Below are 25,074 nucleotides of genomic sequence, written 5' to 3' on the forward strand. Positions count from 1 at the left end.
GTCGGGACGTGGAGCGGTGGACGCTCACGCACTCGTACCCGGTTCCGCAGGACGGCACCCGGGCCGGGCTGTGGCTGAGCCGGATCGGGCACGTCGGCCTGGTCGGCGGTACGACGGCGCTGCCGGACGTGACCTTCGTCGGCAGGCCGCTGGCCAACCGGGTCGACGCGGTCGACGCCTCGCCGCCGATGAACTGGATGCGGCTGACCGACATCAACAGCGAGACCGGCGCGATCGTCCACGTCGACTACCTGGACACCGACTGCGTCGCCGGGCAGACCACGTCGATCAAGCCGGAGAACAACAACAAACGGTGCTACCCGGTCCGCTGGACGCCGCCGGGCTTCAGCGAGGTCACCGACTACTTCAACCGGTACGTCGTCAACGAGGTCACCGAGACCGACCGGACCGGCGGGTCGACGCGGGTGCTGCACCACTACAGCTACTGGGGCGACCCGGCCTGGCACTACACCGACGACGACGGGCTGATCTCCGACGAGGCGAAGACCTGGTCGCAGTGGCGCGGCTACGGCAAGGTCGGGGTGACGACCGGCGACCCGGGCGGCCAGACCTACACCGAGACCACCTACTACCGCGGCATGAACGGCGACCACCTGCCGAAGGGCGGCTCCCGGTCGGTGTCGGTGCCCGACTCGCAGGGCGGCTCGGTGCCGGACGAGGACGCGTACGCCGGGATGGAGCGCGAGACGCGGACCCTGCTCGGGCCCGGCGGCGCGGAGGTCTCCGGTGAGATCAGCGACGCCTGGCAGTCGGCGGCCACCGCGACCCGCAGCATCAACGGCAGCACGGTCTACGCCCGGTTCGTCAACACCGAGGGCACCCACTCGCGGGTCACGCTCGACCACGCGCCGGGCGTCCGCAAGACCTACACGAAGAACACCTTCGACGCGTACGGCATGGTCGTCAAGCAGGACGACTACGGCGACGAGACGGTCACCGGCGACGAGCAGTGCACCCTCACCACGTACGAGCCGCGGAACACGACGGCCTGGCTGTTGACGTCGCCGCACCGGGTGCAGACCTTCGCGGTGGACTGCGGCGCGGCCGCCGGGACGGTCACCGAGGCCGACGTGATCGGCGACGCCCGCACCCTGTACGACGGGCACGCCTACGGGGTCGCGCCGACCAAGGGCGACGTCACCGAGACCGACCAGATGGACGCGTACAACGCCGGCAGCCCGACGTACGTCCAGGTCACTCGGACCGGGTACGACGCGCTGGGCCGGGCGAAGGACTCCTGGGACGCGCTGGACCGGCACTCGGGAACCACCTATACGCCGGCGTCGACCGGCCCGGTGACCCAGACGGTGGACACCAACCCGCTGGACTGGACCACGACCACCGTCGTCGAGCCGGCCTGGGGGCTGGCCACCAAGACGACCGACGTCAACCTGCTGACCACCAATCTCGGCTACGACGCCCTGGGCCGGCTCACCAAGGTCTGGCTGCCCGGCCGCAATCCCGCCACGGACACCCCCGACTCCGCGTACGACTACCTCATCCGCACCGACGGCGTGAACGCGGTGACGACCAGCCACCTGAACCCCAAGGGTGGCGTCACGAAGTCGTACACCCTGTATGACGGACTGCTGCGGACCCGGCAGACCCAGACGGCCTCGCCGGCCGGCGGTCGGATCCTCACCGACACCTTCTACGACGCGGCCGGCCGGCAGGTGCTGGACTACGGCGCCTACTACGACCGGACCGGCGCCCCCGGCACCGACCTGGTCCGGCCCCTCGCGCAGCAGGACGTGCCGAACCAGACCGCCGTCCGGTACGACGGCGCCGGCCGCCCGGTCGCCTCGATCTTCCAGCCGAAGGGCACCGAACGCTGGCGGACCAGCACGATCTACGGCGGCGACCACACCGACGTCGAACCGCCCAACGGCGCGACCGCCAGCTCCACCTGGACCGACGCCCGGGGCCGCAAGACCCAACTGCGGCAGTACCCGACCCGGTCGGCCACCGGCACCGACTACGACCACACCGACTACGCCTACAACCGCAAGGGCCTGCTCGACTCGGTCACCACCCCCGACGGCAGCAGGTGGACCTACGGCTACGACCTGCGTGGCCGGCAGACCAGCAGCACCGACCCGGACGCCGGCACGACGACCAAGCGGTACGACAAGGCCAGCCGGCTGACCAACAGCTCCGACGGCAACGGGCAGTGGCTCACCTACACCTACGACGCGTTGGACCGTAAGACCGCCCTCTACAAGGGCACCTCGCCGACCTCCACCGGCCAGCTCGCCCAGTGGGACTACGACCAGGCGACCTTCACCGACGGCGTGACGCAGGTGAAGGGCCAGCTCTTCCAGTCCAGCCGGATCGACTCGAACCGCCGCTACGTCAAGGCGGTGAAGCAGTACGACAAGCGCTACCAGCCGCTGTTCACCAGCGTCACCATCCCCAACGCGGAGACCGGGCTCGGCGGCAGCTACACCTACGAGACGGGCTACAACCCCGACGGCAGCATCAGCGGGCAGAGCTACCCCAAGACCGGTGACCTGCTGTCGGAGAGCGTGCTGTACGGCTACACCGACACCGACCAGCCGCTCAACCTGATGGACCTGTACGGCACCGAGGCGGAAACCAGCATCGTCACGGACAGCCAGTACGACGCGCTGGCGCACGCCACCCAGTACACGCTCTACACCGGCTGGTTCAGCAGCTTGGGCTCGCGGGCGTACCTGTCCTACGAGACCGACCAGAGCACCGGCCGGCTCAACGAGATCAGCGTGCACCGCGACGGCGTCGCCCCGAACACCGTCACCGACGCGCACTACACGTACGACGACGCCGGCAACGTCACCAAGATCGCCGACACCCCGACCAACGGCGGCTACACCGACATCCAGTGCTTCACCTACGACCGCTACCAGCGGCTCACCGAAGCCTGGACGCCGCAGGCCGACGACTGCGACAGCGCGCCGACGGCGGCCGGGCTCGGCGGCCCGGCACCGTACTGGCAGAGCTACAGCTTGACCCTCGGCGGCGCGCGCAAGCAGCTCGTCGACCACGCCACCACCAAGGGCGACGTCAGCACCGACTACCAGTTCACCGACAGCACCCCCGCCGACCCGACCACCGGCCAACCGCACGCGCTGCGCGGCACCACCACGACCGACAACAGCGGTACGCGCACCGCCGCCTACACGTACGACAAGGCCGGCAACACCAAGACCCGGCCCGGCCCGAACGGCAACCAGACCCTGGTCTGGGACGCCGAGGGCCACCTGCAGAGCGTCACCGACACCACGGGCAGCGTCAGCTACCTGTACGACGCCGACGGCAACCGCCTGATCAGCCGGGACACCACCGGCCGGACGCTCTTCCTGCCGAACCAGGAACTGCGCTACACCAACGCCACCGCCACCTCGGCCTGCACCCGCTACTACCCGTTCGGCGGCGGCACGGTCGCGCAGCGTACGTCGAAGGGGTTGGCCTGGCTGGCCAGCGACCACCAGGGCACCCAGGACGTCACCCTCGACGAGAAGACGCAGGCGGAGACCATCCGCCGGCAGACCCCGTTCGGCACGCCGCGCGGCACCCCGGCGCCGTGGGTCAACACCAAAGGCTTCGTCGGCGGCACCATCGACCCGACCGGCCTGACGCACGTCGGCGCCCGGGAGTACGACGCTCCGCTGGGCCGCTTCATCTCGGTCGATCCCGTGCTGGACACCGGTGACCCGCAGTCCATGGAGGGCTACGCGTACGGGGACAACAGTCCGGTCGTGAAGTCGGACCCGTCCGGCACGATGATCATCAACGACGGGGGAGGAATACAGACCCAGGCGCCGGCGCCCGAAAAGCCCAAGGAAGAAAACACGGGCGGGGGAGGCGGCCACGAGAAAAAGGGCGGCGGAAAGTGCCGCGGTTGGCTCTGCAGGGCGGCCAACTGGGTCGATGACCACAAGGCGGCGATCGCGGGCGCGGCCGTGGGCATCGTCGTCGGCATCGGTTGCGGCGCGGCGATCGGAGTAACCGGTGTGGGCGCGGTCGCCTGCGGCGCTCTCGCCGGCGCGGCCGCGAGCATGGTCCAGTACGCGATCGAGACAAAGGTCGAACACAAGGGCAACTTCAGTCTCGGCGGGATGCTCGTACAGGGTGCGGTCGGTGCCGTGGTCGGCGGGGTGATGGGCGGCTTGGGCTCGATCGTCGGGCAGGGCGTCAAGGCCGGAGTGTCATCGCTGTTGTCGGGGGCGGGCGCCAAAGCGGCGGCTGCGGCAGGCAAGGCCGCGCTGAAGAAGGAAGCCGCAGCCATCGGCAACGGCCTCACCCGCGGCGCGTTCCGGAAATCCGCCGGCCAGGCCGCCGAGGGAGCCGCCGGCAAGGCGGTGGGCTGCCGTAAATGCGATGGAGACTTGGTTGCGGCTGTTGGAGATGAATACTCGCGTATTACTACGCCGGGATCAGCTGGTTATCTTTCAATCAATCAGCGCGGGCCGGTTCTGACCGGGGTTAAGGATCGGATAACCGGAAGCATAGTTACTTCGCTTAATCACGGAACCTCGATTGAAAATCTCCATCCAAGTTTGGCGGCGAGGCTGAGCGGTTCGGGTCTGGACAGCCTTTACCCAGGGCGTTCTGGCGTGCATGGAGAGGTTCACGGCCTCAATGAGTTGCTATGGCGACGTGAAGCGGCTGGGATGAGTACGGCTATCGACGACAGCTTCGGCTTCTACAGTGTTAGACTGCGCGGTGCGCAGCAGGGCTCACAGATCCCTGCATGTGCCGTCTGTACTATGCTAACTTCCTGATGAGGCGTATTTGTGATGAGTCGCGACGAAGCGGCACCCCCCTCCATTCCAGATGAGTTGTTGGATTACGACGAGGATTTGGTCTATACGTACAAAGGGGAAAGGTTCACGGGTACCGGCTACTCGGATGTGTCTGGTCATGGCCGCTCTGAGATATCGTATGTCGATGGTATGCAACACGGGGTTGCCCGCGACTGGTATCCGTCAGGGGTTCTGAAATATGAGGCGAGTTATAGGAAAAATGCTCGTCACGGAGCTAGTCGAGAGTACCGTGAAGATGGATCTTTGTCGGTGGAAACGATATACGAGCACGGGATATTGGTAAGCTCGACCAGCTATGATGAAAGTGGTGTTGTTGTTGATTTCCATGCGATAGAAGAATGTGATCCAAATTTCGGTTATCTTCAGCAACTCCGGAAGCGATTTGGCTAGCCTGGCGGTACGGGGCCGTTTTGGTCAGAGTCAGGAATTTCCTCGGACTGAAGTTGAGGCCGAAGAGCTTCAGCGTCGGCTGCGGGGCGAGGTGGATCTTTCAAGTCGACTCACAAGCCGGCCCAGATCTGTAGTAGGCCTTGATGTGTCATATGACACCGGGACTAATGGGATATGTGCGGCAGCTGTTGTGATTGAGCTGAAATCGTTAGAGGTGGTAGAGACGGTTCATGTGTTTGGTGAAGCCGCCTTTCCGTATATTCCCGGTCTGCTCGCTTTTCGTGAGGTGCCAATCTTACTGGAAGTGCTCCAGCAGCTTACAAGCGACCCTGAGGTGCTTATCTGTGACGGTTATGGCATTGCTCACCCGAGGCGCTTCGGCCTTGCTTGTCATGTCGGCGTATTGACTGGGTTGCCATCCTTTGGGGTGGCCAAAAATCCCTATGTCGCCAAATTTGAGAACCTTGATGCCCGTCGAGGTGCTTGGTCGCCTCTATATGAGGACGGGGAGTTGCTCGGCCGGGCGTTGCGAACCAAAGAGAGAGTAAAGCCAGTTTTTGTTTCTGTTGGTCATAAAATAGGACTTGATGAAGCATGCAATATTACGTTGAGGTTGTGTCCTCGTTATCGGATCCCTGAACCAATTCGTCAGGCAGACATTATATCGAGGCGTGCATTGCGCGAGTCGACTCGATCAGAAGGGTTATGACGACCGACTGGTCAATTGTGTTCCGTCATGATGGCGGACGGTGGGCACCAAGCCGCTGTTCATGGCGTCGAGGACCCGGACGGCGAACGTCTCGTTCATCTCCGCGGCCACCCGCTCCTTCGTCCACCAGTCGACCGCAGCGGACTCCTCAGTGGGTTGCGGAACGCCATGGACGAGGCGTGCGCGGAAGACCAGTGCGACGACGCCAAGTTTCATGTTCTTGTATATGCCGGTCAGGCGTTCGGGCTCGACTGAAATGCCGGTCTCTTCGGCGACCTCACGGCGGACGCCGTCTTCGATCTTCTCCTCCAACTCCAACACGCCGCCGGGGATCTGCCACGCGCCGTTGTCTCGTCGTTGGATGACGAGGACCCGGCTATCTTCGTCGATCACGACGGCGGCGACGCTCACCGAGTGGCATGATGTGGGCATTAGCCACTCCCAAAGGTGCAGAGGACGGCGGTTGCGTCATCGTGGCGTTTGTAGCGGGGTTGCTTCGCGGTGTCCTCTGCTTCGCGTACCCGGCGGATCAGCTCGGTCGGGCCGTCTTCGGTCAGGATATCGAGCAAGTCTTGCCATCCCATGAGCCCGAAATCGTCAACCGCGCGTGATGCGCCATCGGTGAGCAGCGCCGCCCGTCGGACTCTCGTAGCCCCGTGCAGGTCCAGTACGCCGGTGACCGCCTGCCGAGCGGCCTCCGGATTGGCCGCCGCGATCCAGTAGCCGTCCGGCTGGTTCGTGAGTGCATACTTGCCCGGAACGGGAGTGCCCGCGGGCACCTCGGAGCCGCCTTTGGCCAACGCTTCCCGACGCAGCCGGGCAACAGCATCGCCGAAGCGCTGGTCGGTCAGCGCGCTCACCCCATCAGCCCCGTCGATGACGAGGGTGCAGTCGGCGAGGATCAGGTACTCAGCATGCCGGTCATCGGCTCGAAGCAGGCAGACTGTGGCCGCCGGAGTCGCGGGATTGCCGAGATCGCAAGATCCATCATGGTCGCGGCGCACTCGTTCGATCGCCTCCGCCAACATGACGGACAGGCTCGCGGCTGGTTGCGCCTCGGCGACCTGAGCGAGCCGAGCCGTGAGGCGCTGGACGTACCAGGCGGGGCCGTGAATGCAGCCGGTGTCGATGCCGACGGGCGCGGTCACGCCGTCGAAAACGCCGACAAGCGACCCGAGGTGGATCGCGGCATCCTCGTTCACCGCCTGGCCGGGTGCGGGCTCCGAAGCGATCCGGACCCGCATCACTGCCGATCCTTCTTACCGCCCTGGCCCAGCTGCGCCAGACCTTGACGTCTCCGCGCGAGCGACGTCAGGCGGTCAAGCGGTTGGCTTTGACGGCGGCGAGGAAGGTCGACCATGGCTCCAGTTTGAAGACCAGAGCGCCGGCCTCGATGTTCTTCGAGTCGCGTACGCCGATCGTGTCGTTCAAGGTGGCGACCTCGACGCAATTGCCGCCGTTTCCGCCGCTGCGGGTGCTCTTGCGCCAGTTGGCGTTGCTCAGCTCAGGCATGGCTGACCTTCCAGATCAGGGACTCGCCGTACTCGTACGGTCAGGCGGTGGATTCGGTGACGAGCGTCCGGGCGTCATCGCAGAAGCGGCGGACGGCGGGGTTGCGCCGGTACGGGCCCAGCGCGCCGACCAGGTTGTGAACGTGCTTGCCGCACCTGGCCGAGGTGACCTGTCCGGTGAGGGTCTGGACGGCCTGGTCGCCGAGGGCGATCGCCTTGTCCAGGTCGGGGTGGCTCTGCCGGACGTAGGTCGTGGCGAGCAACGTCTTGCGCAACGCACCCTCGCGGCTGCACTGGTCTCCCTGTAACCGCAGCGCCGTACGCAGGTGGTCGCGGGCGCGGGGCCAGTCTCCGAGTCTGACGTGGCAGTAGCCGGCCTGGGCGTGGGCCTGCGCCTCGTCGATCCAGTAGGACCAGTCCGGATCGCCGTGTTCGGATCGGTTGTCGGTGAGCCGGTCGAAGGCGTTGTCGAGCGCGCGCCGGGTCTCGGGGACCGACCGTTCGTTCGCGTACGCCTCGGCGGCCCGCAGGTCGAGAATGGCCGTCACCTTCGGACTGGTCGCCGGGTAGCTGGCGCGGGCGGTTTCCGCGAGCGTCACGGCCTGCCGGACCTGGCCGAGGTCCTTGGCCTGGCAGGACATGAATCCGAGGATGTTCGCGCCGAGCCCACGGTCGCCGGCCGCGTTCGCCTGGTAGAGCCCGGCGATCCAGAACCGCTGGGCCCGGCTGTGGTGCCCGTCGTCGAACGACAACCAGCCGGCGAGGCGGAGCAGTTCACCAGCGGCGGCGTGCAGCCGTCGTCCGACGGCGTCGGAGTAGCTGCGCTCCCGCAGCATCCCCACCACAGTGGCAAGGTGCTGCCGGACCAGCCCCAGGGTCTGGCCGCCACCGAGGTTGTCGTCCATCCGCCGCAGGCTGGCGGTCACCGCGTCCAGGTGGTCGACAACTTCCTCGGTGAGCGGACGGCCTCCGGTCGAGGTGACATCGGACGGTGACCGGGCGAGCAGCCATTCGTGTGCCGGTGAGGTCAGTGCGGAACCGAGCAGAGTGAGAAACATCCGTCGGTGCGTCATCCCGTCAGCGTCGCTGACGACATCGACCGCGCGCAAGGCTCCGGCGGACGACCAGGGCAGTTCCAGACCGGCGGATGCAGGAGTCGCCTCGCACCCGTCGTCGGGCCAACCCAGCTCTTCCAACGTGATCGTCTGCTGCGCGTGCTCGGACAACACGGCGGCGACCAGGGACGGCCACGGGCTGCGGGGCACGTCGCCCCGCTTCCACTTGTACGGCGTCTTGGCGTGCAGCCGTTCCGCGCGGCCGTGACGTTCCGCGCACTCGTTGAGCAGCCGGGCGAGCTGTTCGGGCGGTAAGCCGACCTCGGCGAGCAGCCGGCCGAACGCCTCCCCGCTGGATGCCGCCATCTTGGCCCTCCGCGTGTATCGGACTGTCATACGGACCGTAACGGAAGTGACGTTGAACAGGGAACTCTCGGCACCGATCCGCACCCGGAGGCACCCCGCGCACCCGCCTATACCGATGCCTCCCTGAGGTCGACTGGACACGCCGGAGCGAAGGACGACCGAGCCAGGACCGGCGTCCACGCTCGAAGATCACGACGTCCAGGAGGTGCGATCATGGCGAGCGGCATCGTGGGTGACGGCACGTTGCCGATCGGGCGGCGGGTAGCCCAACTACGGACCCGGCTCGGGATGAGCCAGCAGGTCTTCGCCGACCGCGTCGGCCGATCCACGAGCTGGGTCGACAAGGTCGAACGTGGAGTGCGGTCACTCGACCGGCTGTCCGTCATCGGAACCGTCGCCGACGCCCTCGGCGTCGCCCCCACAGTCCTGCTCGACCAGAACACCCGGGGCGAGTCGGCAACCACCATCGCCCCCGCCCTGGAACGGGTACGCGCGGTCCTGGCCTGCTACGACACCCCCATCGCAGACGGGCGCTCGCCGACGAAGGAACTCGTCACCCGCATCGGATACGCCTGGGCGGCCTACGCGCACGCCCAACACCAACAGGTTCTCGCCACGCTGCCCGACCTGCTCACCGAAGCCCGCCACGCCCGACCCGTCGCGGTACCGGCCGGTCCGGAGCCGGCCGCGGACCTCCTCGGCCGGGTGTACCGACTCGCCGCCCGACTACTGGTCAAGCTCGGCGAACCGGAGCTGGCCTGGCTCGCCGCCGACCGTGCCATCGCCACCAGCGCCGGCGACCCACGCCGGACGGCCCTCGCGGTGATCCCCATGGCTCAAGCTCTCCGCGCCCTCGACCGGGGACGGCTGGCGATGACGGCCACCATCACCGCCGTACACCGTCTCGCACCGCATCCGTCGCGCGAGCCCGCGCCGACCGACGCAGCCCTCGCCGGAACCCTGCTCGTCCAGGCCGCGCTCGCCGCCGCCGGCTGCGGCGACGCCAGCACCGCACACGACCTCACCGACCGCGCCACCGACCTCACCCGGCCGTACGGCGATCAGCCCCACGCTGGCGACGACGAAGTCGCCTTCGGACCGGCCGCGGTCGACCTCGCCCGAGCCCTCGTCGCCGTCGAACTCGGCGACAACGACCACGCCATCGGTACGCACGTGCGCGTGACCGGCGGCGAGGCGTGGTCCCGCCTGCCCGCCGAGCACCGCGCCGCGCACCTGATCGACATCACCCGCGCCTACCTGAACACCGGCGACCACCGCGCCGCCGGCCGGGCCCTGGTCACCGCCGACCGGCTCGCACCGGCCGAGACCCGACTACGGCCCGCCGCCCGCACCGCCTTGACCGCCGTCCTACGGGCCGGACCACCCCTCGCCGACGTCACCGGCCTCGCCACCACCATCGGCCTCATCCGAGCCGGAAGCGGGGCTGCCGCTGGCTGATGTCAGACCATCAAACGCCTGGCCTTGACCGCGGTGCTCATGGCGTGGAGATCAAGCCCTGGGACGTGTCCACCAGCGATCCTTGGTCGCCACAAAGATGCCCTTGCCCTGCTTGCGGTAGATCAGGCCCCTAGCCTCCAGCCAGGTCATGGCGTACTTCAACACCGTGTCGCTGACGCCGTGGATCTCGCGCAGCTCGGACAGGCTGGGCAGCTTGGAACCGGGCTCCCGCCTCCCCGACCTGATCTCCTTCTCGATCTCTGCGGAGATCCGTGAGTAGTCCGACTGTTCGGGCATGAAAAGCAACCTCAGTCTTGCTCTCGACTCTCAGGAATTTCATTTTCCCCCATTAACCCCAGGAGGTGCGGTGCAGCCGGAAGCCACAACCACTGACGAAGAACAACCACCCGTCACCGAACTCGAACTCCGACAGACCCACGTACCCAGGCGCCCGGAGTGGACCTGCCGGCGGTGCGAACAGGACTGGCCATGCCGGGTGCAGAGGGCCCATCTCATCCTGCTGTTCGACGGCGTGGCCGGCGCGAGCCTCATGAGATACATGGCGGTCTACCTGGCCGAAGCACACCAGGACCGACCCGAGATCAGCGAGCTGGACCTGGCGAAGCGGTTCTTGGCCTGGTGTCCGGTCGAACCGGAAGCCCGAGAAACCACGCACCCGCCCGAGTGGCGCCAGGGGCGGGTATGACGGAGAACGGCTTTCGACCGGTGGGCCCGCCTGCCATCCGGGACGGTTGCGGCGGCACCATCTACCGGGCCGAACGGTCCGGGCGGTTGGGACCACGCCAGATCCGCGGTGCCCGCTTCACCGTACGCCGGTTCGGGTGGCGTGGCGTCGATCCGGACGAGGTGCGCCGCTTTCTCGCCCGGTCGCGGACGAGGTAAGCGAGCTGCACGTCGAACTGGCTTCCGCCCGGGAGGAGGCGAGCCGGTTACGGTTCGCGCTACACGAGTGGCGGGCCGGCTTCCCGTACGGCAACGAACGCTTCACGGGCTACGACCGCAAGCGGCGGTCGGACATCGTGCCGCGTCAACCCCGACGGTACGGCGGCGCCTGACCATCCGCCGACCCGTGACCGGTGGCGGCCTCTGTGGACGAACCGGACAACGGCTGAGGGCGCGCCGACCGTTACCGGTCGACGCGCCCTCAACGGACTAGCTCAGTGGATCAGGCGGTGAAGCGGAGCCGGCGGCGACGAGCCACCAGGAACAGCGCCACACCAGCGGCCAGCAGCAGCGCGGCACCACCAACGATGGCACCAGCGGCCGGACCGGTCACCGGGAGGGACGGGCCGGCCGGCGGGGTGGCCGGCGGCGTGCAGTCAGCCGGCTTCTCCCACGCGATCGGCTCGCCACTGCCTTCCATGCCCTCGCCCGTCGGAGTAACCGTCAGGCCCTCGGAGGCCGGGAACGTGGCCGACTTGGTCTCACCCGGCTGGACAACCAGGGTCTGGGCCTCGCCCTTGTTCGGGGTGAAGGTGACCGTGACGGTCTTGCCGTCCTTCGGGTTCTCGATCGTGAAGACCATCTCGGTGCAGGAGACCTCGATGCTGCCCTTGGGCTCGCTCGGCTTGGTGCAGTTCTTCGGCTCGGTCCACTCACCGGTCTTGACCGGCTCGCGCTTGCCCTTCTCCCGCACAACGATCTTGCCGGCGTTCTTGGCCGGCACGGTGACGGTGTCGTCCTTGCCGGGGGCGACGGTCTTCGTCTCGCTGAATCCGCCCTCGCCGGTCACGGTGAACTCGGCGTTCTTGGTCGCGTTCTGCGCGTTGACGAGAGTGACCACGACGGTGCCGTCACAGGCCGACGCGAAGGTGGCATCCGGAGCCGATTCCTTGGGCGTCTCGCAGGTGCCCTTGAAGGCGACCGAGCCACTGGCCGACGCGGTGATGGTCCTGTCGCGCTTCCAGCTTGCCTCGACCTTCAGGCTCGCACCAGTCGCCTTGCTGTTCCCCGGCACCACCTGCCGGCCCTTCAGCGGGCCATCGGGCGACTTGGGCAGCGTGGCGTCGGGCGCGATGTTGGAAACGGTGGTTCCGTCGGGCGTCACCTCGACCTTGGTGATCTTGCCGTCCAGGTCACGCTCGCTGTTGGTGACTGTCCAGTCGACGTTCCAGTTACCGGTCGCGGTGTCGCATTCCGCCGACCCGAAGACAATGGGGTGGTGCGCGCTCGCGGGGGCGGCCATCGCTACGACCGCCGTGAGGCCGACCGCAGCGGCTCCGAGGACGGCGAGCGGTCGCCGCAGCGACAGCTTGGGGAGGATCACACGGACTCCTGAGAAGAGGGGAGGCGTTGGGGCACGGCGCGGGGGCCCGACGGTCCAGGTCGCTGCGTGTGCTCGCGCGACCGCTGACCCGCCTTCCCCACGTCGTAGCCGGCGGAAAAGCAGCCGGCACAGCGCCAGACCTTATCGATTGCGGTGGTACCGAAACAGCCTTCAGATCGCGCTAAGAATGATGATGCTGATTCGTGATGTTTGATACACGAACAGTCCTCGGCCAACTCCCACTGGTGTATCTTGCGGCCTCAACTCACGACACCTTTCACTCCCGTACCGTCGGCAACATGACAGGAGAGCGGGGATGACCCGGATCGTGGCGGGCGCGCTCGGCGGGCGGCGGATCGCCGCGCCGCCCGGTGAGGGCACCCGGCCGACCGCCGATCGGGTACGGGAGGCGCTGTTCAGCGCGCTGGAGTCGATGGTCGGGCTCGAAGGGGCGCGGGTGGCCGACCTGTACGCCGGTTCCGGTGCCGTCGGCCTGGAGGCGCTGTCCCGGGGCGCCGAGCACGTGCTGCTGGTCGAGTCCGACGCGCGGGCCGCCCGGGTGATCCGGGGCAACATCGCCAGCCTGGACGCCGCCCCGGCGGCCCGCCTGGTGGTCGGCAAGGTGGCCCAGGTGCTCGCCGCCGGCCCCGAGGGCGACCCGTACGACGTGGTCTTCGCCGACCCGCCGTACGCCGTACCCGGGGAGGAGATCACCGCGATGGTGGCCGCGCTGGTCGACGGCGGGTGGCTGGCGGCGGACGCCGTGGTCGTGGTCGAGCGGGCCACCCGGACCGGGCCGGTCACCTGGGTGGAAGGCGTCACTGCCCAGCGCAGTCGCCGGTACGGCGAGTCCACCCTTTGGTACGGTCGCCGATCATGAGACGTGCGGTCTGTCCGGGCTCGTTCGACCCGGTCACCAACGGGCACCTGGACATCATCGGCCGGGCCAGCCGGCTGTTCGACGAGGTGATCGTCGTGGTGTCGGTCAACCAGACCAAGAGTTCCCTGTTTACGGTCGACGAGCGGGTCACCATGCTGCGGGAGGTGACCGCCACCTTCGGCAACGTGCGGGTCGAGTGGTTCCGTGGGCTGCTCGTCGACTTCTGCCGGGCGCAGCAGGCGGACGTGCTGGTCAAGGGGCTGCGCGCGGTCAGCGACTTCGACTACGAGCTGCAGATGGCGCACATGAACATCGGGCTGGCGGGGGTGGAGACGCTGTTCATGCCGACCAACCCGCTCTACTCGTTCCTGTCGTCGAGCCTGGTCAAGGACGTGGCCAAGTGGGGCGGTGACGTGTCGTCGCACGTACCGGACCTGGTCGGCCGGGCGCTCGCCGACCGGCTCGGCCCGCCGCCGCGCGACGGCTGACCCCGGCCGGCCTGGTCCGGGCGGACCGCCGGCGTCCGGGCGGCGCGGTACGAGCCGGAGTCGGTCGGACGCCGAGCCCGATAAAGGGACAAATGCGACGCGCCGTGCCGGGCGGGTCGGACCCTCGGTTCGTCCCGGACCGCATCATTGGGTGAGTGGACCGCATCGTTAGGTTGAGCAGTAACCGGACCGGACACCGCATGATGGAGGTCCGGCCGTACGAACGACGAGGAGTGAGGTACCGGTGGACCCGCTCGACCGCATCGACGAGATCATCGCAATGGTGGAGACGGCGCGATCCGTCCCCATGTCGCGCAACAACTGCATGGTCGACCGCGGCGAGATGATCGGCGCCCTCGACGAGCTGCGCGCCGAGCTCCCCGCCGACCTGCGCCGGGCGGCCGCCCTGCTGGAGGAGCGCGACAAGATCATGGACGCGGGCAAGCGGGAGGCCGACCGGATCATCAGCGAGGGTGAGGCGGAACACGCCCGCCTGGTCTCGGTGAACGAGATCACCGTCTCGGCCGAGCACGAGGGCGCCCGGATCGTCGCGGAGGCGCGGGCCGAGGCCCAGCGCCTGCGCGAGGAGGTGGACGACTACGTCGACACCGCGCTGGCCAACTTCGAGCAGTTCCTCACCCGGGCGCTGGCCTCGATAGAGCGCGGCCGGGACAAGATGCACGCGCTGCGCGAGATCGGTACCTTCGGCGGCGACGAGGCGGAACGCCCCCTGCCGTTCTGACCGCCGGCCCGCCCGCGCCGCCCGACCACCGCCGGTCGCCGGACCGGCCCCGCAAGCCCACCGCCGACGAAGCCCCCGGTTCGACGCCGGAGCCGCTGCTCAGGTAACCTGTTTCGTCGGCCTCGTACAGGCCGGAGTCTGACTATGCCCAAGCATCTGCCGACCCACCTCGACCCCAGGTCGCCGCTGGTCCTCGACACGAGGGAGCTACCGCGCCGACCTGGTGTTCTGCGTACGGTCAAGCGGGTGGTGCCGGCACCGGAGGACCTCGGCCTGGAGTTGATCGGCGTGCCGGTGGGCGCGGACCTGAGCCTCGACCTGAGACTCGAGTCGGTGTCCGAGGGCGTACTCGTCTCCGGGACCGTCTCCGGTCCCCTGCGGGGCGAGTGCGGCCGCTGTCTGCGCCAGATCGACGACTCGTTGACCGTCGAGATCCAGGAGCTGTACGCGTACGAGAACAGCACCACGGACGAGACGACCGAAGAGGACGAGGTGGGCCGGCTGCAGGGCGACCTGATCGACCTGGAGCCGGCGCTGCGGGACGCGGTGGTGCTCGCACTGCCGACGAACCCGCTGTGCCGAGACGACTGCCCAGGCCTGTGCCCCGAGTGCGGGGTGCACTGGGACGAACTGCCGGCTGACCACAGCCACCAGCAGATCGACCCGCGCTGGGCTGGCCTGTCGCAACTGACCCGTAAAGAGGAGTAGGAACCGTGGCCGTCCCCAAGCGCAAGATGTCGCGCAGCAACACCCGGTCGCGCCGGGCGAACTGGAAGGCTACGGCCGTTTCCACCGTTGCCTGCCCGCAGTGCAAGTCGCCGAAGCTGCCGCACGCCGCGTGCCACGTCTGCGGCACCTACAACGGCCGCCAAGTCATCGAGGTCTGAATCCTGGACGCCGAGTGACGCCACCGACCCCGGGTCGGACGGCGCACGCGCCCCGGCGGTTGCCCGGTGCACCGGCTCCCTTCGACGTCGACCGTTTACCCACGGTCGGCGTACCGGTGGAGCCGGGCACCGTGCGGATCGCCGTCGACCTCCTCGGCGGGGACGATGCTCCCGCCGTCGTGGTTGACGGCGCTCTGCGGGCGCTGAGCGCCGACCCGGACCTTCACCTGCTGCTCGTCGGCCCGCCCGAGGTGGCCGACGGGCTGCTTCGCGTACTCGAACCGGACGTCCGCGACCGGGTCGCCGTCCGCCCGGTCGGAGCCCGGCCGTCCGTTCCCGCCGGGGTACGGAACGGGTCCGCCCACGGCGCCGTCGGATCCCACCGCTCGGCCGGGCTGTCGGTCCGCGGCGCGGTGGACGCCGTGCTGGCCGGCGACGCGGACGCGGTGGTCTCCGCCGGTTCGACCGCGGCGACCGTCACCGCAGCCGCCCTCGGGTTCGGCCGCTGGCCGCAGGTCCGCCGCCCCGCCCTGGTCGCCACGATGCCGGCGGTGGCAGGCCCGGTGGTCCTGCTCGACGTCGGCGGCTCGGTGGAGGCCCAGCCGGCGACGCTCGCCCGGCACGCCGCCCTCGGCGCCGCCTACGCGGCGGCCGCCCACGGGCTGGCCCGGCCCCGGGTGGGCCTGCTCTCGATCGGCACCGAACCGGGCAAGGGGGATCGCGCCCGGCGGGCCGCCGACCCGGTGCTGGCCGACGCGACCCTGCCGTGCGGTGGTCGCTACGTCGGCCTCGTCGAGGGGTACGACGTCTCGCTCGGCGACCGGGCCGACGTCGTGGTCACCGACGGCTTCACCGGAAACGTCCTGCTCAAGGGCATCGAAGGCGCGTACGCGATGGCCGGTGGCCCGACCGCCGGCAGTGGCGGTCCACCACGCGCGGCGGCCCTGCTCGGCGTCGCCGGCACCGTGGTGGTCTGCCACGGCGCCGCCGCCGACTACGATCTCGCCTCCGGCATCGCCCTCGCCGCCCACCTGCACCGGCGGGACGCGATCTCGACGATCTCCGCCCTGCTCGCCGCACCCAGCCGGAACGACCAACCGACGGACACCGAGGTACGCGCATGACCAACGACAAGCGGCGCCGAGCGCCGGTCGGCCATCTGGAGGCGGCGTTCGGCGTCTCGCTGGAACCGGAGCTGCTGGAGCGGGCCCTGACCCACCGCTCCTACGCGTACGAGAACGGTGGCCTGCCCACCAACGAGCGGCTGGAGTTCCTCGGCGACTCGGTCCTCGGTGTGGTCATCACGACGGCCCTGTTCCACAACCACCCGGATCTGCCCGAGGGGCAGCTCGCCAAGCTGCGGGCCAGCGTGGTCAACATGCGGGCGCTGGCCGACGTGGCCCGCCGGCTCGGCCCCGAGGGGCTCGGCCCCTATTTGCTGCTGGGCAAGGGGGAGGAGGCCACCGGCGGGCGGGACAAGGCGAGCATCCTGGCCGACACCCTGGAGGCCCTGCTCGGGGCGATCTACCTGCAGCACGGGCTGGAGACCACCGGCAAGGTCATCCACCTGCTGTTCGACCCGCTGATGGCCGAGTCCGCCGGCCGGGGGGCCGCCCTGGACTGGAAGACCAGCCTTCAGGAGCTGACCGCCGCGCTCGGCCTCGGCGTCCCGGAGTACCGGATCGACGACGCCGGTCCCGACCACGCGAAGACCTTCACCGCCTGGGTGGTGGTGGCCGGCACCCGGTACGGCGGCGCGGACGGGCGGAGCAAGAAGGAAGCCGAGCAGCGGGCCGCCGAGGCGGCCTGGCGGGAGTTGTCCGAACAGGTCGCCGAGCCGGCGGGCACCCCGGCCGTCGAGCCGACCGTACCGGCCGAGTCGCCCACGGACCTGGCCGCACCGGCCGACCCGACCGACCCTGCGGTGCCGGTCGATATGGGTGACCCGGCCGACGGCGAGGTGGTGCCGCCGGCCGCCGGACCGGTGCCGCGTGCCTGAGCTGCCCGAGGTCGAGACGGTCCGGAAGGGCCTGGAGACCTGGGTCACCGGCCGGCGGATCGCGCTGGTCGAGGTCCGCCATCCGCGGGCGATCCGCCGGCACCTGCCGGGCGCCGCGCACTTCGCGGCGCTGCTCGCCGGTCGTACGATCACCGCCGCCCGGCGGCGGGGCAAATACCTCTGGCTGCCGCTGGACAGCGGCGACGCGGTGATCGGCCACCTGGGGATGTCCGGCCAACTGCTGGTGCAGCCGGCGGACGCGCCCGAGGAGACGCACCTGCGGGTCCGGTTCACCTTCGACGACGACGGGCCCGAGCTGCGCTTCGTCGACCAGCGCACGTTCGGCGGGCTGGCGGTGTCGGCGGGCGGCGCCGAGCTGCCGTCGGAGATCGCGCACATCGCCCGCGACCCGATGGATCCGCTCTTCTCCGACACCGGGTTCACCGCAGCCCTGCGCCGTCGGCGTACCGAGGTGAAGCGGGCGCTGCTGGACCAGACGCTCATCTCGGGCGTCGGCAACATCTACGCCGACGAGGCGCTCTGGCGCAGCCGGCTGCACGGCGCCCGACCGACCGACGCGCTGACCCGACCGGCCGCGGATCGGCTGCTCGGACACGTCCGGGACGTCCTCACCGAGGCGCTCGGCCAGGGCGGCACCAGCTTCGACGCGCTCTACGTCAACGTCAACGGGGAGAGCGGCTACTTCGACCGGTCACTCGACGTCTACGGCCGGGAGGGGTTGCCCTGCCACCGGTGCGGCGCGCCGATCCGCCGCGAGGCGTTCATGAACCGCTCGTCGTTCAGCTGCCCGCGCTGCCAGCCCCGCCCCCGTACCGCCGTCCGGGTCTGACCCCGCGGGCCCGGGCCCGGTTCAGCGCAGGCACGGCTGGCGCCAGACGCCGAGCGTCCGGTCCTTGCGCATCGACGCGAAGCCGTAGCCCAGGCTGGTGGTGCAGAACTCCGCCGTACGGCCGGTGTACTCGACGTGCAGCACCGGCTTCCCGGCGCCGGCGAAGGGCTGCAGTCGGTCACACTGCCGGTAACGCACGCATTCCTGGTTGACCGCGAAGTCGAAATCGGGCTGCAGGGCCGCCACCTGCGGCAGGTCGTCGACCAGCCCGGCGGAGAGGCTCAACGAGTGGGCCAGGGCGGCCAGCCGCCGGTTGAACGCCAGCCCGTCGTCGAAGGTCAGCGGAAACCCGGTCCGGTAGGCCCACCCGTCCACCCGCCCGAAGGCCACCCCGTCGAACCCCTTGCCGCGGCACAACCGCAGCCGGTCGGTCAGCACCGGTTCCAGCACGTCCCACCGGCGGACGTCCAACCACCGGGCGTCCCCGCCGGTCGCGCGATCCGGGTCCGCCGGTCGGGACGAGAGGGGCGTACCCGTGGGGGTGAACGCCGGGGTTGCCGGGCCGACGCCACCGGTGCCGCCGGGTGGTGCGACGGTCACCCCGGCGGCGGGTGGCGTCGGGGGCCCGACCGGTCCACCGACCGCCGCCGCCGGGAACCGGGTCGCGTCCGGATCGGTACGGCGTACCGCGCCGGCCTCGACGTAGCAGATCAGCCGCCGTTGCCGGGAGTGCAGCAGTTGGGCGTCGTCGGCCGTCGTGGTCACCGGGTCGAGCAGGAAGACGTCCGCGTCGACCGAGGTGTCCAGCGCGCCGGTGAGCTGCCACTGCCAGGTGGGCGCCGGTACGGTCCACGGACGCGGTGGCGCGGGCCGGTCCCGAAACGCCGCACACCCGGCGGCGCAGAGCAGCAGCGCGACCGTGCCCAGCGCCGGCACCATCCGGCGGGCTTCCGACCGCGAGGTCCCCATGGCCACCCCCGAGGGCCCAACGAGTCGCCGGGCGCCCGGGGCGCGGCACCCCGGAAACGGCGCGGGGCCGGCCAGGTGGACCGGCCGGCCCCGCGCTCGGGGAGGAAACGGGCGGGACTACCGGGGCGTCCCGAAGTCCTGCGTCCAGTAGAGCCGGCCGTTGCCGGCCGGCACCACGCCGACGCCGATCTGGGTGAAGCCGCAGTTGAGAATGTTGGCCCGGTGCCCGGGGCTGTTCATCCAGGCGTCCATCACCTCGGCCGGCGTGCGCTGGCCGAACGCCACGTTCTCGCCGATCGACCGCCACTGGTAGCCGACCCGGTCGATCCGCTGCTGCATGCTGCTGCCGTCGCTGCCGGTGTGCGACATGTTGTTGTGGCTGGCCTGGTCCTGGGTGTGCAGCCGGGCGGCCTTCATCAGCAGGTTGTCGACGGTCACCGCGGCACAGCCGGCGCCGGCCCGTTCCTTGTTGACCAGGTCGACGACCTGCTGTTCCTGGCTGCTGAGACCGGCGGTGACGTTGGTGCGGTCGGACCCGGCGCCGGCGTCCGGCTTGGTGCTGGCCGGCGGCTTGGCCCGGGGGGTGGCCTTGCGGACGGTCGGCGCGGCGGTGCTCGGCTTCACCGCCGGGCTGGGCGCGCCCGGCGTCGGCGTCGCTCCGTCGGAGGGGTTGAGCAGCGGGGCGTCGGCGCCGGGCAGCGTCGCGGTGGGCGCGACCGCACCGTCGGCGGACGTCGGGCGGCCGGTGTCGTCGGAACCGGAGGGCAGCAGGAACGCGCCGACGCCCACCATCACCGCCAGGGTCGCGGCCGCCGCCGCCCCGGCGAACACGGCCGGCCGGGGCAACCGCCGCCGTTCGGTCGGCTCGTCCGTGTCGGCCGGCGGCCGGCCCACCGGTACGGTGAAGAAGTTCGCGCCGCTGCGGAACTCCCCGCCGTCCGGCTGGGGACAGGCCGCGGACCGGCCGGGGACGGCGTCATAACCGGCGTAGCCGGCGTAACCGTCGTAGCCGTCCCGGTCGGACACCTGGTACGGGTCCCGCTGCACCGGCTCGTCGTCGTAGCGCCCGTCGTCGTAGCGGTGGTGTCCGTATGACCGGTAGGGGTCCCGGTCGTCGGGCCCGGCCGGCTCGCCCTGGTGCCACGGCTCGTCCGTCCGCCGGTAGCCGGGCTGATCGCCGGGGTCCGGGCGCCGGTAGTGCCGGTCGGGGTCGAGCGGGTCGTTCCACCCGTGCACGAGAAATCCTCCACTGGATCGCCGATGAGCTGCCGTGGGGGAAGCTACGGGCGCCCGGATGCCGGGGGCAACGCGGCTAAGGAAGAAATAAGGCGGAGCCAAAGATCCACATGAACGACGTCCCGGTTCGCTGACGGTAGACTTCACATGTCCGAACAGTGATGTCGTTCGTGCCTTGTGGCGGCCTGCGAAGCCGGGGGCTGGCTGACGCGTGAGTGACCCGCGTCTCAGTGAAACTTGACTAAGCGGGTAGGTCGGCACACTATAGAAGGGTCGCCAGTCGCGCCCGGTCATGCCCGTGTGAAGTCGCGGGATGCAGTCGCGAACAGCTGGGCGCGCGTTGGACCGGCCTTTCCGGCAGCGCATAACAAGGAGACGAAATGGCGAAGGCCCTCTACGGCCACGTTGGTGCGGCGCCCGAACGGCGGTTGCTCGACGAGGTCACCCGACTGCGTGCCAGGGTTCAGGCGCTGGAGTTCGAGACGACCCGGCTGCGTGCCGAGAATGATCGACTCGCGGCGGCGGCCGCCGAGGCGCATGACCTCATGCGGCTCACCGAGCCCGCCCTGACCTGAGCAACAGGGCGCCCGAGCGGGCGCCCGACGGTCGGACAACTGAAAATCGCACCAGAAAACGCGCGCCGACACCCATTGTGCCGGCGCGCAGTGCTGTCCGACGGGGCGCGTGACCAGGCAGCGGGTAGGCTGACGGCGCGCCCCGTGCCGTACCGGGCGTAGCTGGGCGTTAGGCTCCGGGACGACCAGGCCCCGCAGCGCGGGCGGGCCGGCAGTGCCAGCAGGCGGCGCTGCCCGGCGGGCCCGCCGGACGAGGATCGCCGAACGTGTATCTCAAGACCCTGACGGTGAAGGGCTTCAAATCCTTCGCCTCCGCGACGACGCTCAAGCTGGAGCCGGGCATCACCTGCGTGGTGGGCCCCAACGGCTCCGGCAAGTCCAACGTCGTCGACGCCATCGCCTGGGTGCTCGGCGAACACAGCGCCAAGGCGCTGCGGGGCGGCAAGATGGAGGACGTGATCTTCGCCGGCACCGCCGGCCGGGCGCCGCTGGGTCGGGCCGAGGTCACCCTCACCATCGACAACACCGACGGTGCGCTGCCGATCGACTACACCGAGGTGTCGATCACCCGCCGGATGTTCCGCTCCGGCGAGAGCGAGTACGAGATCAACGGCAACTCCTGCCGGCTGCTGGACATCCAGGAACTGCTCTCCGACTCCGGCATCGGCCGGGAGATGCACGTCATCGTCGGTCAGGGGCAACTCGACGCCGTGCTGCACGCCAAGCCGGAGGACCGCCGGGCGTTCATCGAGGAGGCGGCCGGCGTACTCAAGCACCGCAAGCGCAAGGAAAAGGCGCTGCGCAAGCTCGACGCGATGCAGACCAACCTCAACCGGCTGACCGACCTGACCGCCGAGCTGCGTCGCCAGCTCAAGCCGCTGGGCCGGCAGGCCGAGGTGGCCCGGCGCGCCGCCGGCATCCAGGCCACCCTGCGCGACGCCCGGCTGCGGTTGCTCGCCGACGACCTGTACACGCTGCGGGCCACCTTGGACAAGGAGATCGCCGACGAGACGGCGGTGCGGGAACGCCGGGAACAGGTCGAGGCCGAGCACACCGAGATCCAGTACCGGCTGGCCGAACTGGAGGCCGCGCTGGCCGAGGACGCGCCGCTGCTCGCCGCCGCGCAGGACGCCTGGTACAAGCTCTCCGCGCTGCAGGAACGGTTCCGGTCCACCGAGCAGTTGGCCCGGGAGCGGCTGCGGCACCTGAGCGCCACGCCGGACGACGAGCGGCCCGGCCGGGACCCGGACCAGCTGGACGCCGAGGCGGCGAAGGTCCGCGACCAGGAGGAGGAACTGCGGGCGGCGCTCACCGACGACCAGGTCCGGCTGGCCGAGGCGGTCGAGCACCGGCAGGAGCTGGAACGGCAGTTGGCCGCGGCCGAGCGGGCGCTGGTCACCGCGGCCAAGGCGCTCGCCGACCGACGGGAGGGGCTGGCCAAGCTGACCGGCCAGGTCAACTCGGCCCGGGCCCGGACCACCAGCGCCGCCGAGGAGATCGCCCGGCTCGCGGCGGCGCACGCCGACGCCCAGGCCCGCGCCGAGCAGGCGCAGACCGAACTGGACGCGGTCGCCGAGCAATCCAGCGAGGCCGACCGGGACAACGCCGACCTGGACGCCCGGCACGCCGAGGCGCAGGCCGCCCACGACCGGGCCGCGGCCACGGTACGCGCGCTGTCCGACGCGGAACGGGCGGCCGAGAAGGACGCCGCGACCTGGAAGGCCCGCGAGGAGGCGCTGGCCATGGGGCTGCGCCGCAAGGACGGCGCCGGCACGCTGCTGGCCCGGGCGGACGAGGTGCCCGGCCTGCTCGGTGGCCTGGCCGGGATGCTGACCGTCGCACCGGGGCACGAGGCGGCGTTGGCCGCCGCCCTGGGCGCGCTCGCCGACGCGGTCGCGGTGGCCGGGGTGGACGAGGCGGCCGAGGCGATGCGGTTGCTCAAGATCTCCGACGCGGGCCGGGCCAGTCTGCTGGTCGGCTCGCCGGCCGGGCCGGGCGATCTCGGCTCGCCCGACGCGCTGCGCCCCGCGCTGCCCGAGGGCGCCCGCTGGGCGCCGGACGTGATCACCTGCTCGGAACAGATCCGTCCTGCGGTGTACCGGGCGCTGCGCGACGTGGTGCTGGTGCCGGATTTGGCCGCCGCCACCGAGCTGGTGGCCGACCACGCCGAACTGCGCGCGGTCACCCCGGACGGCGACGTGGTCGGCGCGTACGCGGCGGCCGGCGGGTCGGCCAAGGCGCCCAGCTTCATCGAGGTGCAGGCCGCCGTCGAGGAGGCCCGCGCCAACCGGCTGACCGCCGAGCAGACCAGCGCCGAACTGCGCGAGCAACTGGCCGAGGCGCGCGCCGAGGTGGCCGAGCGCAAGGAGGCCGTGGCCGCCGCCGCGGCGGTCAGGCGGGAGGCCGAGGGACAGCGCAACGCCGCCGCCCGGCGGCTGGCCGAACTCGGTGCCGCCGCCCGGTCGGCCACCGCCGAGACCGACCGGCTGGCTGAGTCCCGGTCCCGCGCCGAGCAGGCCCGGGAACGGGACCTGGCCGCGCTGGCCGACCTGGAGGAACGGCTGCGCGCCGCCGAGGACCTGCCGCTGGACGAGGAACCCTCCGCCGAGGAACGGGACGAACTGGCCCGCTACCTGCCGGCCGCCCGGCAGAACGAGATGGAGGTCCGGCTCGCGGTGCGGACCGCCGAGGAGCGGGTGGCCTCCATCGCCGGCCGGGCCGACTCGCTGGCCCGGCAGGCCCGCGCCGAACGGGCCGCCCGGGAACGCGCCGCGGCCCGCCGCGCCGCCCGTACCCGGGGAGCCGGCATCGCCCGGGCCGTCGAGTTCGGTGCCCGGGAGGCCCTGGCCCGGCTCGCGGTGTCGCTGGCCGAGGCCGAGCGGCGCCGGGACGAGGTGGCCCGGTCCCGGTCCGCCCGGGAGGCCGAGCTGCAGGAGGTACGCGCGGCGGCCAAGCGGCTCGGCGGCGAGCTGGACCGGCTCACCAACGAGGTGCACCGGGACGAGGTGGCCCGGGCCGAGCAGCGGCTGCGGATCGAGCAGCTGGAGGCCAAGGCGGCCGAGGACTTCGCGCTGGACGTGGAGACCCTGGTCGCCGAGTACGGCCCGCGGCAGCCCGTCCCGCCCACCGACGCGGACGTGGCCGCCGCCGAACGGGACGGCAGGCCGGTCCCGGAGCCGGTGCCGTTCGAGCGTCCGGTGCAGGAGAAGCGGGCCGCCAAGGCGGAACGCGAGCTGGCCCTGCTCGGCAAGGTGAACCCGCTGGCGCTGGAGGAGTTCGCCGCGCTGGAGGAACGCTTCAAGTTCCTCTCCGAGCAGCTGGAGGACCTCAAGGCCACCCGCAAGGACCTGCTCACCGTGGTCAAGGACGTCGACGACCGGATCCTGGAGGTCTTCGCCAGCGCGTACGCCGACACCGCCCGCGAGTTCGAGCAGGTCTTCACCGTGCTCTTCCCCGGTGGTGAGGGGCGGCTGGTGCTGACCGACCCGGAGGACCTGCTCACCACCGGGGTCGAGGTGGAGGCCCGGCCGCCGGGTAAGAAGATCAAGCGGCTGTCGCTGCTGTCCGGTGGCGAGCGGTCGCTCACCGCGGTGGCGATGCTGGTGGCCATCTTCCGGGCCCGGCCCAGCCCGTTCTACATCATGGACGAGGTGGAGGCGGCCCTCGACGACGTCAACCTGGGCCGGCTGATCACCCTGATGGCGCAGCTGCGGGAGAAGAGCCAGCTGATCATCATCACCCACCAGAAGCGCACCATGGAGGTCGCCGACGCGCTGTACGGCGTCACCATGCGCGGCGGCGTGACCCAGGTGATCAGCCAGCGACTCAACAACGAAGAGGAATGAC

24 protein-coding genes are annotated in these 25,074 nt (G+C 70.2%); 16 read left to right on the forward strand and 8 right to left on the reverse strand.

The features are described 5' to 3' along the window. The first annotated feature begins 8 nt into the window (after positions 1-8). Genes ACFOX0_RS03780 through nfi form a run of 3 tightly spaced genes read left to right on the forward strand, consistent with a single transcriptional unit; the run spans position 9 to position 5,925 of the window. Positions 9-4,784 (forward strand): RHS repeat-associated core domain-containing protein, encoded by a 4,776-nt coding sequence (locus ACFOX0_RS03780; protein ID WP_377542055.1) that lies wholly within the window; start codon positions 9-11, stop codon positions 4,782-4,784. A gap of 15 nt (positions 4,785-4,799) precedes the next feature. Continuing rightward, positions 4,800-5,216 carry a toxin-antitoxin system YwqK family antitoxin gene (locus ACFOX0_RS03785; RefSeq protein WP_377542056.1) on the forward strand — a complete coding sequence of 139 codons (417 nt, stop codon included), beginning with the start codon at positions 4,800-4,802 and terminating at the stop codon, positions 5,214-5,216. Between the two features lies 1 nt (position 5,217). After that, the gene (gene nfi, locus ACFOX0_RS03790) at positions 5,218-5,925 is read left to right on the forward strand and encodes a deoxyribonuclease V (RefSeq protein WP_377542513.1); all 708 of its coding nucleotides are present in this window, start codon (positions 5,218-5,220) and stop codon (positions 5,923-5,925) included. On the opposite strand, the gene ACFOX0_RS03795 is transcribed toward nfi, so the two are convergent. The 4 genes from ACFOX0_RS03795 to ACFOX0_RS03810 all read right to left on the reverse strand — a co-directional run bounded on the left by ACFOX0_RS03795 (position 5,920) and on the right by ACFOX0_RS03810 (position 8,857). Beyond that, positions 5,920-6,336 (reverse strand): NUDIX hydrolase, encoded by a 417-nt coding sequence (locus tag ACFOX0_RS03795; protein ID WP_377542058.1) that lies wholly within the window; start codon positions 6,334-6,336, stop codon positions 5,920-5,922. The genes nfi and ACFOX0_RS03795 overlap by 6 nt on opposite strands. Before the next feature lie 20 nt (positions 6,337-6,356). Then, positions 6,357-7,169, reverse strand: coding sequence for a hypothetical protein (locus ACFOX0_RS03800; protein WP_377542059.1), 813 nt, complete (start codon positions 7,167-7,169; stop codon positions 6,357-6,359). Between the two features lie 67 nt (positions 7,170-7,236). After that, the gene (locus ACFOX0_RS03805) at positions 7,237-7,437 is read right to left on the reverse strand and encodes a DUF397 domain-containing protein (RefSeq protein ID WP_377542060.1); all 201 of its coding nucleotides are present in this window, start codon (positions 7,435-7,437) and stop codon (positions 7,237-7,239) included. A gap of 40 nt (positions 7,438-7,477) precedes the next feature. Beyond that, complete coding sequence (locus ACFOX0_RS03810) at positions 7,478-8,857, reverse strand: hypothetical protein (RefSeq protein WP_377542061.1); 1,380 nt, start codon at positions 8,855-8,857, stop codon at positions 7,478-7,480. A 213-nt stretch (positions 8,858-9,070) separates the two neighbouring features. Between ACFOX0_RS03810 and ACFOX0_RS03815 the strand changes: the two genes are divergently transcribed. Beyond that, a complete protein-coding gene (locus ACFOX0_RS03815) occupies positions 9,071-10,315 on the forward strand; it encodes a helix-turn-helix domain-containing protein (protein WP_377542062.1) in 1,245 nt (414 codons plus the stop codon). Positions 10,316-10,366: 51 nt separating this feature from the next. On the opposite strand, the gene ACFOX0_RS03820 is transcribed toward ACFOX0_RS03815, so the two are convergent. Beyond that, a complete protein-coding gene (locus tag ACFOX0_RS03820) occupies positions 10,367-10,612 on the reverse strand; it encodes a winged helix-turn-helix domain-containing protein (protein WP_377542064.1) in 246 nt (81 codons plus the stop codon). Here ACFOX0_RS03820 and ACFOX0_RS03825 point away from each other — a divergent pair. Both ACFOX0_RS03825 and ACFOX0_RS03830 read left to right on the forward strand, forming a co-directional pair. Continuing rightward, positions 10,611-11,021, forward strand: a complete 411-nt coding sequence (locus tag ACFOX0_RS03825) for a hypothetical protein (RefSeq protein WP_377542065.1) — start codon at positions 10,611-10,613, stop codon at positions 11,019-11,021. The genes ACFOX0_RS03820 and ACFOX0_RS03825 overlap by 2 nt on opposite strands. A gap of 136 nt (positions 11,022-11,157) precedes the next feature. Continuing rightward, positions 11,158-11,391, forward strand: coding sequence for a hypothetical protein (locus tag ACFOX0_RS03830; RefSeq protein ID WP_377542066.1), 234 nt, complete (start codon positions 11,158-11,160; stop codon positions 11,389-11,391). A gap of 110 nt (positions 11,392-11,501) precedes the next feature. Here the strand turns inward: ACFOX0_RS03830 and ACFOX0_RS03835 are convergent, their stop codons facing one another. After that, a complete protein-coding gene (locus ACFOX0_RS03835; RefSeq protein ID WP_377542067.1) occupies positions 11,502-12,521 on the reverse strand; it encodes a cell wall anchor protein in 1,020 nt (339 codons plus the stop codon). A 397-nt stretch (positions 12,522-12,918) separates the two neighbouring features. Here ACFOX0_RS03835 and rsmD point away from each other — a divergent pair, with 397 nt between their 5' ends. The 8 genes from rsmD to mutM all read left to right on the forward strand — a co-directional run bounded on the left by rsmD (position 12,919) and on the right by mutM (position 18,448). Next, positions 12,919-13,482, forward strand: a complete 564-nt coding sequence (gene rsmD / locus ACFOX0_RS03840) for a 16S rRNA (guanine(966)-N(2))-methyltransferase RsmD (RefSeq protein ID WP_377542069.1) — start codon at positions 12,919-12,921, stop codon at positions 13,480-13,482. Further along, entirely contained in the window at positions 13,479-13,970 is a 492-nt protein-coding gene (gene coaD, locus ACFOX0_RS03845) for a pantetheine-phosphate adenylyltransferase (protein ID WP_377542070.1), read from the forward strand. The genes rsmD and coaD overlap by 4 nt, the downstream gene beginning before the upstream one ends. A 244-nt stretch (positions 13,971-14,214) precedes the next feature. Beyond that, entirely contained in the window at positions 14,215-14,712 is a 498-nt protein-coding gene (locus ACFOX0_RS03850) for a hypothetical protein (RefSeq protein ID WP_377542071.1), read from the forward strand. 144 nt (positions 14,713-14,856) lie between these two features. Next, a complete protein-coding gene (locus ACFOX0_RS03855) occupies positions 14,857-15,420 on the forward strand; it encodes a YceD family protein (protein WP_377542072.1) in 564 nt (187 codons plus the stop codon). A 5-nt stretch (positions 15,421-15,425) separates the two neighbouring features. After that, positions 15,426-15,599: a 50S ribosomal protein L32 gene (gene rpmF / locus ACFOX0_RS03860; protein ID WP_377542073.1), complete on the forward strand. Its 174-nt coding sequence runs from the start codon at positions 15,426-15,428 to the stop codon at positions 15,597-15,599. A gap of 116 nt (positions 15,600-15,715) precedes the next feature. After that, positions 15,716-16,723: a phosphate acyltransferase PlsX gene (locus ACFOX0_RS03865; RefSeq protein ID WP_377542514.1), complete on the forward strand. Its 1,008-nt coding sequence runs from the start codon at positions 15,716-15,718 to the stop codon at positions 16,721-16,723. After that, positions 16,720-17,598: a ribonuclease III gene (gene rnc, locus ACFOX0_RS03870; RefSeq protein WP_377542074.1), complete on the forward strand. Its 879-nt coding sequence runs from the start codon at positions 16,720-16,722 to the stop codon at positions 17,596-17,598. The genes ACFOX0_RS03865 and rnc overlap by 4 nt, the downstream gene beginning before the upstream one ends. Continuing rightward, positions 17,591-18,448, forward strand: a complete 858-nt coding sequence (gene mutM / locus ACFOX0_RS03875; RefSeq protein ID WP_377542075.1) for a bifunctional DNA-formamidopyrimidine glycosylase/DNA-(apurinic or apyrimidinic site) lyase — start codon at positions 17,591-17,593, stop codon at positions 18,446-18,448. Before rnc ends, mutM begins: the two co-directional genes overlap by 8 nt. A gap of 21 nt (positions 18,449-18,469) precedes the next feature. Here the strand turns inward: mutM and ACFOX0_RS03880 are convergent, their stop codons facing one another. Further along, positions 18,470-19,417 carry an endo alpha-1,4 polygalactosaminidase gene (locus ACFOX0_RS03880; protein ID WP_377542076.1) on the reverse strand — a complete coding sequence of 316 codons (948 nt, stop codon included), beginning with the start codon at positions 19,415-19,417 and terminating at the stop codon, positions 18,470-18,472. A gap of 117 nt (positions 19,418-19,534) precedes the next feature. Next, positions 19,535-20,653 (reverse strand): CAP domain-containing protein, encoded by a 1,119-nt coding sequence (locus ACFOX0_RS03885; protein ID WP_377542077.1) that lies wholly within the window; start codon positions 20,651-20,653, stop codon positions 19,535-19,537. Positions 20,654-21,033: 380 nt separating this feature from the next. Between ACFOX0_RS03885 and ACFOX0_RS03890 the strand changes: the two genes are divergently transcribed. Both ACFOX0_RS03890 and smc read left to right on the forward strand, forming a co-directional pair. Beyond that, on the forward strand, positions 21,034-21,228 hold the full coding sequence (locus tag ACFOX0_RS03890) for a hypothetical protein (protein WP_377542078.1): 195 nt from the start codon (positions 21,034-21,036) through the stop codon (positions 21,226-21,228). A gap of 266 nt (positions 21,229-21,494) precedes the next feature. Next, positions 21,495-25,073 carry a chromosome segregation protein SMC gene (gene smc, locus ACFOX0_RS03895; RefSeq protein WP_377542079.1) on the forward strand — a complete coding sequence of 1,193 codons (3,579 nt, stop codon included), beginning with the start codon at positions 21,495-21,497 and terminating at the stop codon, positions 25,071-25,073. Position 25,074: the final 1 nt, after the last annotated feature.

It is taken from the genome of Micromonospora zhanjiangensis (genome assembly GCF_042650605.1).
Taxonomy (GTDB): Bacteria; Actinomycetota; Actinomycetes; order Mycobacteriales; family Micromonosporaceae; genus Micromonospora_J; species Micromonospora_J zhanjiangensis.

Excerpts from the sequence above, each read along its gene's own strand:
- coaD (WP_377542070.1), top strand. The coding sequence starts at position 13,479 with ATGAGACGTGCGGTCTGTCCGGGCTCGTTCGACCCGGTCACCAACGGG.
- ACFOX0_RS03890 (WP_377542078.1), top strand. The coding sequence starts at position 21,034 with ATGGCGAAGGCCCTCTACGGCCACGTTGGTGCGGCGCCCGAACGGCGG.
- ACFOX0_RS03810 (WP_377542061.1), bottom strand. The coding sequence starts at position 8,857 with ATGGCGGCATCCAGCGGGGAGGCGTTCGGCCGGCTGCTCGCCGAGGTC.
- ACFOX0_RS03815 (WP_377542062.1), top strand. The coding sequence starts at position 9,071 with ATGGCGAGCGGCATCGTGGGTGACGGCACGTTGCCGATCGGGCGGCGG.
- rnc (WP_377542074.1), top strand. The coding sequence starts at position 16,720 with ATGACCAACGACAAGCGGCGCCGAGCGCCGGTCGGCCATCTGGAGGCG.
- ACFOX0_RS03800 (WP_377542059.1), bottom strand. The coding sequence starts at position 7,169 with ATGCGGGTCCGGATCGCTTCGGAGCCCGCACCCGGCCAGGCGGTGAAC.
- ACFOX0_RS03825 (WP_377542065.1), top strand. The coding sequence starts at position 10,611 with ATGAAAAGCAACCTCAGTCTTGCTCTCGACTCTCAGGAATTTCATTTT.
- rsmD (WP_377542069.1), top strand. The coding sequence starts at position 12,919 with ATGACCCGGATCGTGGCGGGCGCGCTCGGCGGGCGGCGGATCGCCGCG.
- ACFOX0_RS03785 (WP_377542056.1), top strand. The coding sequence starts at position 4,800 with ATGAGTCGCGACGAAGCGGCACCCCCCTCCATTCCAGATGAGTTGTTG.
- ACFOX0_RS03805 (WP_377542060.1), bottom strand. The coding sequence starts at position 7,437 with ATGCCTGAGCTGAGCAACGCCAACTGGCGCAAGAGCACCCGCAGCGGC.
- ACFOX0_RS03855 (WP_377542072.1), top strand. The coding sequence starts at position 14,857 with ATGCCCAAGCATCTGCCGACCCACCTCGACCCCAGGTCGCCGCTGGTC.
- ACFOX0_RS03820 (WP_377542064.1), bottom strand. The coding sequence starts at position 10,612 with ATGCCCGAACAGTCGGACTACTCACGGATCTCCGCAGAGATCGAGAAG.
- ACFOX0_RS03835 (WP_377542067.1), bottom strand. The coding sequence starts at position 12,521 with ATGGCCGCCCCCGCGAGCGCGCACCACCCCATTGTCTTCGGGTCGGCG.
- ACFOX0_RS03880 (WP_377542076.1), bottom strand. The coding sequence starts at position 19,417 with ATGGGGACCTCGCGGTCGGAAGCCCGCCGGATGGTGCCGGCGCTGGGC.